General features: G+C 64.2%; 12 protein-coding genes. 4 read left to right on the top strand and 8 right to left on the bottom strand.

Annotated elements, in window-relative coordinates; all coding sequences use genetic code 11:
* The first annotated feature begins 4 nt into the window (after window positions 1-4).
* Entirely contained in the window at window positions 5-331 is a 327-nt protein-coding gene (locus CAG00_RS02865; protein WP_003257821.1) for a DUF3392 domain-containing protein, read from the top strand.
* A 798-nt stretch (window positions 332-1,129) separates the two neighbouring features.
* On the opposite strand, the gene trmB is transcribed toward CAG00_RS02865, so the two are convergent.
* From trmB to CAG00_RS02845, 4 genes are all read right to left on the bottom strand, one after another.
* On the bottom strand, window positions 1,130-1,852 hold the full coding sequence (trmB, locus tag CAG00_RS02860) for a tRNA (guanosine(46)-N7)-methyltransferase TrmB (RefSeq protein WP_013974624.1): 723 nt from the start codon (window positions 1,850-1,852) through the stop codon (window positions 1,130-1,132).
* Window positions 1,853-1,861: 9 nt separating this feature from the next.
* Complete coding sequence (locus tag CAG00_RS02855; RefSeq protein ID WP_013974625.1) at window positions 1,862-2,656, bottom strand: thiazole synthase; 795 nt, start codon at window positions 2,654-2,656, stop codon at window positions 1,862-1,864.
* 53 nt (window positions 2,657-2,709) lie between these two features.
* Window positions 2,710-2,910 (bottom strand): sulfur carrier protein ThiS, encoded by a 201-nt coding sequence (gene thiS, locus CAG00_RS02850; protein WP_003257817.1) that lies wholly within the window; start codon window positions 2,908-2,910, stop codon window positions 2,710-2,712.
* Between the two features lie 103 nt (window positions 2,911-3,013).
* Window positions 3,014-3,385 carry a DUF423 domain-containing protein gene (locus CAG00_RS02845; RefSeq protein WP_015272153.1) on the bottom strand — a complete coding sequence of 124 codons (372 nt, stop codon included), beginning with the start codon at window positions 3,383-3,385 and terminating at the stop codon, window positions 3,014-3,016.
* Between the two features lie 64 nt (window positions 3,386-3,449).
* Between CAG00_RS02845 and mtgA the strand changes: the two genes are divergently transcribed.
* Complete coding sequence (gene mtgA / locus CAG00_RS02840) at window positions 3,450-4,160, top strand: monofunctional biosynthetic peptidoglycan transglycosylase (RefSeq protein WP_015272154.1); 711 nt, start codon at window positions 3,450-3,452, stop codon at window positions 4,158-4,160.
* Window positions 4,161-4,343: 183 nt separating this feature from the next.
* Here the strand turns inward: mtgA and rpoH are convergent, their stop codons facing one another.
* The 4 genes from rpoH to ftsY form a co-directional block, all read right to left on the bottom strand.
* Entirely contained in the window at window positions 4,344-5,198 is an 855-nt protein-coding gene (gene rpoH, locus CAG00_RS02835; RefSeq protein ID WP_015272155.1) for an RNA polymerase sigma factor RpoH, read from the bottom strand.
* A 111-nt stretch (window positions 5,199-5,309) separates the two neighbouring features.
* On the bottom strand, window positions 5,310-6,332 hold the full coding sequence (ftsX, locus tag CAG00_RS02830) for a permease-like cell division protein FtsX (protein ID WP_013974629.1): 1,023 nt from the start codon (window positions 6,330-6,332) through the stop codon (window positions 5,310-5,312).
* Window positions 6,329-7,000: a cell division ATP-binding protein FtsE gene (ftsE, locus tag CAG00_RS02825; protein WP_013974630.1), complete on the bottom strand. Its 672-nt coding sequence runs from the start codon at window positions 6,998-7,000 to the stop codon at window positions 6,329-6,331. Before ftsE ends, ftsX begins: the two co-directional genes overlap by 4 nt.
* A gap of 2 nt (window positions 7,001-7,002) precedes the next feature.
* A complete protein-coding gene (gene ftsY / locus CAG00_RS02820; protein ID WP_085663456.1) occupies window positions 7,003-8,529 on the bottom strand; it encodes a signal recognition particle-docking protein FtsY in 1,527 nt (508 codons plus the stop codon).
* A gap of 230 nt (window positions 8,530-8,759) precedes the next feature.
* On the opposite strand from ftsY, the gene CAG00_RS02810 reads away from it, so the two are divergent.
* A complete protein-coding gene (locus CAG00_RS02810; protein WP_025340974.1) occupies window positions 8,760-10,115 on the top strand; it encodes a pitrilysin family protein in 1,356 nt (451 codons plus the stop codon).
* Window positions 10,108-11,598: a pitrilysin family protein gene (locus CAG00_RS02805; protein WP_025340975.1), complete on the top strand. Its 1,491-nt coding sequence runs from the start codon at window positions 10,108-10,110 to the stop codon at window positions 11,596-11,598. Before CAG00_RS02810 ends, CAG00_RS02805 begins: the two co-directional genes overlap by 8 nt.
* The last annotated feature ends 27 nt before the right edge of the window (window positions 11,599-11,625 follow it).

Raw genomic sequence — 11,625 nt, 5'->3', positions numbered from 1 at the left:
ACCCATGGATCTGGTACTTGATCTGCTCGCGACGGTTTCTCGCTGGAGCCGCAGCAACCTGTCGGAGATTTCACTGGCCTTGGTAGGCTGCCTGCTGGTGCTGTTCGGCACCGATATCAAGGGCTGGGTGGAACAGCGCCTGGGCGGCCTGGCGGGCGCCCTGCGCGTACCGTTCATGGCTTTGCTGGTGATGATCGGCAGCGGTGCGGCGCTGATCTATGCCACGCCTTGGGTGGTGAAAGGGCTGAGCCAGTTCAACAACTACGCGCTGGCGCCAGTGTTGCTGGTAGTACTGGTGCTGATCGGGGTGGTGGCGGATCGACGGGGCTGAGCCACGGCCTTGCACTGAACCTTGCAGGAGCGGCCTTGTGTCGCGATGGGCCGCAAAGCGGCCCCAACAATTGCTGCCTCACCGCTGACATCCTGGGGCCGCTACGCGGCCCATCGCGACACAAGGCCGCTCCTACAATGACCGCGTAATCTGGCGAGTACAGAGATGGGTTGTAAAAGCTGCCCCGGCGAACCAGGGCAGCCCTACCACCTGACTAGCCCTTACTGGACATCATCGAAGTGATCGCGCATGAAGTCCCGAACGGTCTTGAGCACAGTCAAGATCCGGATGAACGTCCAAACGCGGCTCAGCGCATCAAGCAAACGCTTCATATGCCTTGGCCTCCGTGTTGGCGGGCCAATCTTCCAGCATCTAACCGGTACTTCGATGCCTTCGAAAACTGTGTGAGAGTCTTCTGTGAAGTGGCCAGGTCAATGGCCCTTCGAAGAGGTGCACCGGCACGGTTCTCAGGCCGTGTCGAAGGGGCCGGAAAGCAGAATTCTTCTCCTACCCGGCCCATCACTGATTCATCCACACAGGAGCAGCGCGATGATACTTGGAATGCTCACCCAAGACTGTTAACCGCTCCGACACACGTGATGCCGGATATTTCTGAGCATTGACGTTCCCCCGCTACGCTGCCTATGATCAGCCAACTGTGTGAGGGTTTTCTGTGAAACCTCAGAGCGAAGGATTCTCAGTCCTGTCGCTCACATAAAAAAACCGCCCTTCTCAAGGCGGTTTTTTTTCGCCTGCATTTCTGCAGGCATCGGCATATCGAAAGGCCGTATCAGCCGGTCAATCCACCTTCTCGAACTTCAAATCCCAAACCCCGTGCCCCAGCCGCTCGCCACGGCGTTCGAACTTGGTGATCGGGCGTTCTTCCGGGCGTGGCACGTAAGTACCGTCGGCCGCACGGTTGCGATAGCCCGGGGCAGCGCTCATCACTTCCAGCATGTACTCCGCATACGGTTCCCAGTCGGTGGCCATGTGGAACACGCCACCGGGCTTGAGCTTGCGCCGTACCAGTTCGGCGAACTCCAGCTGGACGATGCGGCGCTTGTGGTGGCGCGCCTTGTGCCATGGGTCGGGGAAGAACAGCATCAGGCGGTCGAGGCTGTTGTCCGCCACGCAGCGGTTCAGCACTTCGATGGCATCGCAGTCATATACCCGCAGGTTCTTCAGGCCCTGGGTCAGCACGCCGTTGAGCAGCGCGCCAACACCCGGGCGGTGTACTTCCACACCGATGAAGTCCTGTTCAGGCGCGGCAGCAGCCATTTCCAGCAGGGAATGGCCCATGCCGAAGCCGATCTCCAGGGTGCGCGGCGCCGAGCGGCCGAACACCTGGTCGTAGTCCACCGGGCTGTCGGCCAGCGGCAGGATGTACAGCGGGCCGCCCTGCTCCAGGCCACGTTGCTGGCCTTCGGTCATGCGCCCGGCGCGCATCACGAAACTCTTGATGCGGCGGTGCGGGCGGGCTTCGCCGTCGGGGGTGATCGGCGTATCGTGCGATTCAGTCATCAGGGGCTCTTACTTGATCAGACCATCCAGCGGCGAAGAGGCGCTGGCATAGAGTTTCTTCGGCATACGGCCGGCCAGGTAGGCCATGCGACCGGCGACGATGGCGTGCTTCATGGCCTCGGCCATCAGCACCGGCTGCTGGGCGTGGGCGATGGCCGAGTTCATCAGCACCGCTTCGCAGCCCATTTCCATGGCGATGGTGGCGTCGGACGCGGTACCCACGCCAGCATCGACCAGCACCGGAACCTTGGACTCTTCCAGGATGATCTGCAGGTTGTAGGGGTTGCAGATACCCAGGCCGGTACCGATCAGGCCAGCCAGCGGCATGACCGCGATGCAGCCGGCTTCGGCCAGCTGGCGGGCGATGATCGGATCGTCGCTGGTGTAGACCATCACGTCGAAACCATCCTTGACCAACACTTCGGCGGCCTTGAGGGTTTCGATCACATTGGGGAACAGGGTTTTCTGGTCAGCCAGTACTTCCAGCTTGACCAGGTTGTGGCCATCCAGCAGTTCGCGGGCCAGGCGGCAGGTGCGCACGGCTTCGACCGCGTCGTAGCAGCCAGCGGTGTTCGGCAGGATGGTGTAGCGGTCCGGTGGCAGCACATCGAGCAGGTTCGGCTCGCCCGGGTTCTGGCCGATGTTGGTGCGGCGCACGGCAACGGTGACGATCTCGGCACCCGAGGCTTCGATGGCCAGGCGGGTTTCTTCCATGTCACGGTACTTGCCGGTACCGACCAGCAGGCGCGACTGGAAAGTACGCCCGGCCAGGGTAAAGGGCTTGTCGCTACGAACGTTGCTCATGGTTGTTCCTCGGGAAAAGGTTGCTGGGCTTGCAGGTGAATCGCCGGCCGGAATCAGCCGCCACCGATGGCGTGGACCACTTCGACCTGGTCGCCGTCGTTCAACAGCGTGCTGTCGTGCTGGCTACGCGGCACGATATCCAGGTTAAGTTCCACCGCGACGCGGCGCCCGGTCAGCTCCAGGCGGGCCAGCAGGGCCGCGACGCTTTCGCCAGCGGGCAATTCGTAAGGTTCACCGTTCAGTTGAATGCGCATGCGCACGGCCACCATTGTTCTTTGGGGGCCCGCATTCTAGCGCTGAACCGCCCTGCAACCCAAGGGCGCTGCACGCCATTAGTCGCGATTGTGGACCACTCGGTCAACCGAGCCGCCAGGCTGCCAGGCCCAGGCACAGCCAGCCGGCGAGGAAGCACAGGCCACCAATCGGGGTGATGATGCCGAGCTTGCCCAGGCCGCTGAGGGTCAGCAGGTACAGGCTACCGGAGAACAGCACTATCCCCACGGCAAACAGGCCGCCAGCCCAGCCGACCAGGCGCCCTGGCAGGTGCACCGAGAGCACGGCGACAGCGAAGATCGCCAGGGCATGCACCAACTGGTAGGTCACACCAGTCTGAAAGATCGCCAGATAGTCGGCCGTCAGCCGGCTTTTCAGGCCATGGGCAGCGAAAGCGCCCAGAGCGACACCGGTGAAGCCGAAAAAGGCGGCAAGCATCAGGAAGCTGCGAAGCATGGGACGACTCCTTGGATCGGGTCTGTATAATGGCCCCTTCCACCCGTACGGCCAAGCCATCGTCATGCTGCCAACCCTTCTCCGCCGCCTCTCCCGCGCCCTGCTCTGGTTCGCTGCCGGCAGCATCGTGCTGGTGCTGGTGTTCCGCTGGGTGCCACCACCCGGCACGGCGCTGATGGTCGAGCGCAAGGTGCAGTCCTGGGTGAATGGCGAGCCGATCGACCTGCAGCGCGACTGGGAGCCGTGGGAGAACATCTCCGATGACCTCAAGGTCGCGGTCATTGCTGGCGAGGACCAGAAGTTCGCCAACCACTGGGGGTTCGACATCCCGGCCATCCAGGCGGCGCTGGCCTACAACGAGCGCGGCGGCAGCATTCGCGGTGCCAGCACCCTGACCCAGCAGGTGGCCAAGAACCTGTTCCTTTGGTCCGGGCGCAGCTGGTTCCGCAAAGGGCTGGAGGCCTGGTTCACCGCGTTGATCGAGCTGTTCTGGTCGAAAGAGCGGATTCTCGAGGTCTACCTGAACAGTGCCGAATGGGGCAAAGGTGTGTTTGGCGCCCAGGCGGCAGCTCGCTACCACTTTGGCGTCGATGCGAGCAGGCTTAGCCGCCAGCAGGCGGCGCAGCTGGCGGCGGTGTTGCCGAGCCCGATCAAGTGGAGTGCCAGCCGGCCGAGTGCCTATGTGGCCAGCCGGGCCGGCTGGATTCGCCGGCAGATGAGCCAGCTGGGTGGGCCCAGCTACCTGATGCAGCTCGACACTTCGCGCAAACTTTGAGCCTTTGGGGGCTGCTGCGCAGCCCATCGCGACACAAGGCCGCTCCTACAGGGGATCGCAGTCTCTTGCAGGAGCGGCCTTGTGTCGCGAAAGGGCCGCAAAGCGGCCCCAAAATCTCCCGGCCAATAAAAAAGCCGCTCGCCCTATCCGGGCCAGCGGCTTTTCCTTGCAGCCAGGGCTCGATCAAACCGCGATCAGCGCCTTGACCTTGTTCATCGCATTCTTCTCCAGCTGGCGAATCCGCTCAGCCGAAACGCTGTACTTGTCCGCCAGCTCATGCAACGTGGCCTTCTCTTCCGCCAACCAGCGCTGGTAGAGAATGTCGCGGCTACGCTCGTCCAGCCCTTGCAGTGCTTCGTGCAGGTTGCTGGTGGAGTTGTCGCTCCAGTCGGCATCCTCCAGCTGCACTGCCGGGTCGTAACGGTGGTCTTCCAGGTAATGCGCAGGCGACTGGAAGGCACTGTCGTCGTCAGCTTCCGCTGCCGGGTCGAACGCCATGTCCTGGCCGCTGAGGCGGCTTTCCATCTCGCGCACTTCACGCGGCTCCACGCCCAGGCTTTCCGCCACGCGGTGCACTTCGTCGTTGTTCAGCCAGGCCAGACGCTTCTTCTGGCTGCGCAGGTTGAAGAACAGCTTGCGTTGGGCCTTGGTGGTGGCCACCTTGACGATGCGCCAGTTGCGCAGGATGAACTCGTGGATCTCTGCCTTGATCCAGTGCACGGCGAACGACACCAGGCGCACGCCCATTTCCGGGTTGAAGCGCTTGACGGCTTTCATCAGGCCGACGTTGCCTTCCTGGATCAGGTCGGCCTGGGCCAGCCCGTAGCCGGCATAGCTACGGGCGATATGTACGACGAAACGCAGGTGGGCCATCACCATTTGACGAGCGGCCTCGACATCCTGCTCATAATAGAGACGCTCGCCCAGATCACGCTCCTGCTCGACAGTCAGCAGCGGGATGCTGTTGACCGTGTGCACGTAGGCTTCCAGGTTTGCACCGGGTACCAGGGCATAGGCAGGTTGCAACGATGTGGTCATTCAAGAACCTCCGACTTACAGAACTCACGCCTTGTGGGCGCTGCCAACATTGACCTGGAACGACGGTACAAGTTCCATAGTGAAGAATTTGTCAATGCTGGCACGTAAAAACTATCGCGGCGCCAGCTCGTTCAAATGGCGGGCCACTGCGATCCATGCACCGATATACCCCAACAGCACCGCTCCGATCAAGAGCGACAGACCATCGGACGCCGGCACCCCGCCCAGGGCGAAGTCGCTGCCGTACAGCCCGGAAAGCCCTACCACCGCCTCGTTCAGCCAGTTCAGGCCAAACGCCAGGATGCCCCATGCGATCACCCCTGCACCCAGGCCATACAGCGCGCCCATGTACAGGAAAGGCCGACGTACGTAGGCATCCGTGCCACCGACCAGCTTGATCACTTCGATCTCGGTACGGCGGTTTTCAATGTGTAGACGAATTGTGTTACCGATTACTAACAGCAGGGCGGAAATCAGCATCACGGCCAGGCCAAAGACAAACCGGTCACCCAGTTTGAGGATGGCCGCCAGGCGCTCGACCCAAACCAGGTCAAGTTGCGCCACTTCCACCCGCGGCAGCTCCGACAGGCGCTGACGCAATGCTTCCAAGGCCGGCTTGTCGACTTCGGTAGGGGTCACCACCACCACGCCAGGCAGCGGGTTGTCAGGCAGTTCACGCAGGGCTTCGCCCAGGCCGGACTGCTGCTGGAACTCCTCCAGCGCCTGCTCGCGGCTGACATACTGCGCGTCGGCCACGCCAGGCATGCCCTTGATCTCGTCGCGTAGCGCCTCGCCTTCGCGGCTGCCTGCATCGAGCTTGAGGTACAGCGAAATCTGCGCGGCGCGCTGCCACGAGCCGCCAAGCTTCTCGACGTTCTTCAGCAGCAGCGACAGGCCCATGGGCATGCTCAGCGCCACCGCCATCACCAGGCAGGTGAAGAAGCTGCCGATCGGCTGCTTGCCCAGCCGGCGCAGGCTGTCGGCCATGCTGGCACGGTGGCTTTCCAGCCAGGCATGCAGCAGCGTGCGGAAATCCGGGCCGTCATCGTCGTCGTGCTTTTTCTTCGCCGGTTGCGGGTCGGCCGGTTTCGGCGCAACCCGTTCGGAAACCTTCGGCGTACGTGTAGTGCTCATTGCCCGGCCTCCCCATCGCCGATCAAGCGGCCGCGCTGCAAGGTCAGCATGCGGTGGCGCATGCGCGCAATCAGTGCCAGGTCGTGGCTGGCGATCAATACCGTGGTACCCAGGCGGTTGATGTCCTCGAACACCCCCATGATCTCCGCGGCCAGGCGCGGGTCGAGGTTACCGGTGGGTTCGTCGGCCAGCAGCAGGGCTGGCTGGTGAACGATGGCGCGGGCGATGCCCACCCGTTGCTGCTGCCCGGTGGACAGGTCGGCCGGGAACAACTCGCCCTTGTCGGCCAGCGACACTCGCTCCAGTGCCGAGTCCACGCGCTTGGCGACCTCGGCCTTGGACAGGCCGAGAATCTGCAGCGGCAAGGCGATGTTGTTGAACACCGTGCGGTCGAACAACAGCTGGTGGTTCTGGAACACCACGCCGATCTGCCGGCGCAGGAACGGGATCTGCGAATTGCTGATCTGGCCCAGGTCCTGCCCGGCCAGCATCAGCTTGCCGCTGGTCGGGCGCTCCATGGCCAGCAGCAGGCGCAGCAAGGTGCTCTTGCCCGCGCCCGAGTGGCCGGTGACGAACAGGAATTCGCCCCGGCGCGCCCGGAAACTCAGCTCATGCAAACCCACATGACCATTGGGATAGCGCTTGGCAACCTGTTCGAATCGGATCATGTTCAGTCTCGCTCGGCGAACAGAGCCTTGACGAACGGCTCGGCTTCGAAGGTACGCAGGTCGTCGATGCCTTCACCGACACCGATGAAGCGGATCGGCAGCTTGAACTGCTTGGCCAGGGCGAAGATCACCCCGCCCTTGGCAGTGCCGTCCAGCTTGGTCAGGGCCAGGCCGGTCAGTTCGACGCTCTGGTTGAAGTACTTGGCCTGGCTGATGGCGTTCTGGCCGGTGCCCGCATCGAGTACCAGCAGCACCTCGTGCGGCGCCTCGGCGTCGAGCTTGCCGATGACCCGGCGGACCTTCTTCAGCTCTTCCATCAGGTTGTCTTTGGTGTGCAGGCGGCCAGCGGTGTCGGCGATCAGCACGTCGACGCCACGGGCCTTGGCGGCCTGTACGGCATCGAAGATCACCGAAGCGGAGTCGGCGCCAGTGTGCTGGGCGATCACCGGGATCTGGTTACGCTCGCCCCACACCTGCAGTTGCTCGACCGCAGCGGCACGGAAGGTGTCGCCAGCAGCCAGCATCACTTTCTTGCCTTCGAGCTGCAGCTTCTTGGCCAGTTTGCCGATGGTGGTGGTCTTGCCGGCGCCGTTCACACCGACCACCAGGATCACATAGGGCTTGTTCTGCGCCTGTACCACCAGCGGCTGCTCGACCGGGCGCAGCAGCGCAGCCAGTTCTTCCTGCAGCGACTTGTACAGGGCATCGGCGTCGGCCAGCTGCTTGCGGGCAACCTTCTGGGTCAGGTTCTGGACGATGGTGGAAGTGGCTTCCACGCCAACGTCGGCGGTCAGCAGTCGGGTTTCGATTTCGTCGAGCAGGTCGTCATCGATGACTTTCTTGCCCAGGAACAGGCTGGCCATGCCCTCGCCGATGCTGGCGCTGGTCTTCGACAGGCCCTGCTTGAGGCGGGCGAAGAAGCCGGGCTTGGCCTGCTCGGCCTGCGCGGCGACCGGGGCTGCAGCCACAGGGGCAGCAAGCTCTGGTGCAGGGCGCTCCGGGATGGCGGGCGGCGCTTTCGGCGCCAGATCCGGCACCAGGGCCACAGGCTCTTCAGCAACCGGCAGCACCAGGTTGCTGACCGGCGCGACCGGCTCGACGACCGGGGCCGCCTCGACAGGGGCTGGCTCGACCGGGGCCGCCTGCAAGGGCATGGACGCGACCGGCTGCGGTGCAGGTGCCACCAGCGGCTGGGACGCGACCGGCTCGGGTTCAGGGGCCTGCAACGGTTGGGAAGCAACCGGTTCGGGGACAGGGGCCTCGACCACCGGGGATTGGACGGGTGCGGCGACCTGCTGCGGTTCTGTCAGCTGTGGGGCCGCAGGGGCCTGAACGGGCTCAGGGGCCTGTGGCGCTTCGGCGGTAGAACCCTCGACCGGAGCGGTTGCAGGCTGCTCGACGGCTGGTAGTTCATTCGCGGGCACGCCCGCTTCCACAGGTTGCTGCGGTTTCTTGCGAAACCAGCTGAACAGGCCTTTCTTCTCACCAGCCTCGGCCGGCGCTTTTTTGTCGTCGTTGGAACCAAACATGGAAGACGGCTATCTCAGGGTAGCGATGGGCCAGCTATGGCGCATCGGGAATTCTCTCTACGCAGAACAGACTATCTTGAAGCCGGCTGGTTCATGCGCAACGTTTTGTCTTAGTGTCCTGCGGGCCAGAACGGCGACAGGCATGGTCGCCAGGCAACCGGATCAGTATCCTAGCACCTCCTGGCCCGCCGACGCTAAACCAGCGGGCCGCCGAACAGGTTAAACACCGTATGAATGCTCTAGCCCGCCGCGCCGCTGGCCTGTTGCTCGGCACGCTCTGCCTGCCGCTCGCGGCCTTCGCCGCCGATGTGCAACCCACCCACGAATTCATCCTCGACAACGGCCTGAAAGTAGTCGTGCGCGAGGACCACCGCGCCCCGGTGGTGGTCTCGCAGATCTGGTACAAGGTTGGCTCCAGCTACGAAACCCCGGGCCAGACCGGCCTTTCCCACGCGCTGGAACACATGATGTTCAAGGGCAGCGCCAAGGTCGGCCCCGGCGAGGCCTCGCGCATCCTGCGTGACATTGGCGCCGAAGAAAACGCCTTCACCAGCGACGACTACACCGCCTATTACCAGGTGCTGGCGCGCGACCGCCTGCCGGTGGCCCTGGAACTCGAGGCCGACCGCCTGGCCAGCCTGCGCCTGCCCGCTGACGAATTCAGCCGTGAAATCGAGGTGATCAAGGAAGAACGCCGCCTGCGCACCGACGACCAGCCCAACTCCAAGGCGTTCGAGCTGTTCCGCGCCATGGCCTACCCGGCCAGCGGCTACCACACCCCGACCATCGGCTGGATGGCCGACCTGGAGCGCATGAAGGTCGAGGAACTGCGCCACTGGTACGAATCCTGGTACGCCCCCAACAACGCTACCCTGGTGGTAGTCGGCGATGTCACCGCCGATGAGGTCAAGGGCCTGGCGCAGAAGTACTTCGGCAGCATCCCCAAGCGTGCCGTGCCGCCGGCCAAGTTGCCGCTCGAACTGGCCGAACCAGGCCAGCGCCAGCTGACCCTGCACGTGCGCACCCAGTTGCCGAGCCTGATCTACGGTTTCAACGTACCTGGCCTGTCCACCGCCAAGGACCCGCGTACGGTGCATGCCCTGCGCCTGATCTCGGCGCTGCTCGACGGCGGCTACAGCGCCCGCATGCCGGCACGCCTGGAACGTGGCCAGGAGCTGGTGGCCGGTGCTTCTTCCAGCTACAACGCCTTCACCCGCGGCGACAGCCTGTTCCTGATCTCGGCCACGCCGAACGTGCAGAAGCAGAAAACCCTCGCCGATGTCGAGAAAGGCGTCTGGCAGCTGCTGGATGAGCTCAAGACCACCCCACCCAGCGCCGAAGAGCTGGAGCGCGTACGCGCCCAGGTCATTGCCGGCCTGGTCTACGACCGCGACTCCATCAGCAGCCAGGCCACTACCATCGGCCAGCTGGAAACCGTCGGCCTGTCCTGGAAGCTGATCGACAGCGAGCTGGACGAGCTCAAGCGCGTTACCCCGCAGGACATCCAGAACGCCGCGCGCACCTACTTCACCCGCGAACGCCTGAGCGTTGCCCATGTACTGCCCGAGGAGTCCGCTCATGAGTGATCGCCGCGCACCACGCCCAACCCTGCTGGCCACGGGCATCCGCGCCCTGGCGCTGGCGGCGGTGCTGGCCGCCCCGGCCATGGCCGACAACGCCGCCAAGGCCGACAGCAACGCGGCACGCCCGGCCAACACCTTGCAGTCGCTGGCCGAGCTGGATGGCAAGGCGCCCAGCCGGCGCCAGTTGAACATCCAGCACTGGAACACCGCCGAAGGTGCCCGGGTACTGTTCGTCGAGGCTCGCGAACTGCCGATGTTCGACCTGCGCATCACCTTCGCCGCCGGCAGCAGCCAGGATGGCGGAACGCCAGGCCTGGCTGCCCTGACCAACGCCATGCTCAACGAAGGCGTGGCCGGCAAGGACGTGACTGCCATCGCCGAAGGCTTCGAGGGCCTGGGCGCCGACTTTGGCAACGGCTCCTACCGCGATATGGCCGTGGCCTCGCTGCGCAGCCTCAGCGCCAAGGACAAGCGCGAACCGGCGCTCAAGCTGTTCGCCGAGGTGGCTGGCAAGCCGACCTTCCCCGAAGACGCCCTCAAGCGCATCAAGAACCAGATGCTGGCCGGCTTCGAGTATGAAAAGCAGAACCCCGGCAAGGTCGCTGGCAAGGCCCTGTTCGCCAAGCTCTACGGCGACCACCCCTACGCCCACCCGAGCGACGGCACCGCCGAAAGCATCAGTGGCATCACCCTGGCACAGCTGCGCGCCTTCCACGCCAAGGCCTACACCGGCGGCAACGCAGTCATCGCCCTGGTCGGCGACCTCAGCCGCGCCGAGGCCGAAGCCATCGCCGCCCAGGTATCAGCTGGCCTGCCCAAGGGCCCCGCGCTGGCCGCACCGGCCCAACCCGGCGAAGCCAAGGCAGGCCTGACCCACATCGACTTCCCGTCCAAGCAGACCCACCTGATGCTGGCCGAACTCGGCATCGACCGCCAGGACCCGGACTGGCCGGCCCTGTCACTGGGCAACCAGATCCTCGGCGGCGGTGCGTTCGGCACCCGGCTGATGAGCGAGGTGCGTGAAAAGCGCGGCCTGACCTACGGCGTGTACTCGGTGTTCAGCCCGATGCAGGTGCGCGGGCCGTTCATGATCAACCTGCAGACCCGTGCCGAACTCAGCGAGGGCACGCTCAAGCTGGTGCAGGATATTCTCGCCGACTACCTCAAGGCCGGCCCCACCCAGCAGGAGCTGGACGATGCCAAGCGCGAACTGGCCGGCAGCTTCCCGCTGTCCAATGCCAGCAACGCCAGCATCGTCGGCCAACTGGGTGCCATTGGCTTCTACAACCTGCCGCTGACCTGGCTGGAGGACTTCATGCAGCAGTCCCAGGCCCTCACCGTCGAGCAGGTAAGAACGGCCATGAACAAACACCTGTCAGCCGATAAACTGGTGATCGTCACCGCTGGCCCGAAAGTGCCGCAAAAACCGCTGCCAGCACCCACTGACAAGCCCTCCGAGCAGCCGCTCGGGGTACCGGAGCACTAATGCCAAGATCCACCCCTCCCGCCCGCC

Origin of the sequence: Pseudomonas sp. B5(2017) (assembly GCF_002112825.1) — a bacterium.
Taxonomy (GTDB): domain Bacteria; phylum Pseudomonadota; class Gammaproteobacteria; order Pseudomonadales; family Pseudomonadaceae; genus Aquipseudomonas; species Aquipseudomonas putida_Z.
Note: the sequence above shows the minus strand (reverse complement) of the source record. Positions and strands in the feature narration are given on the sequence as shown.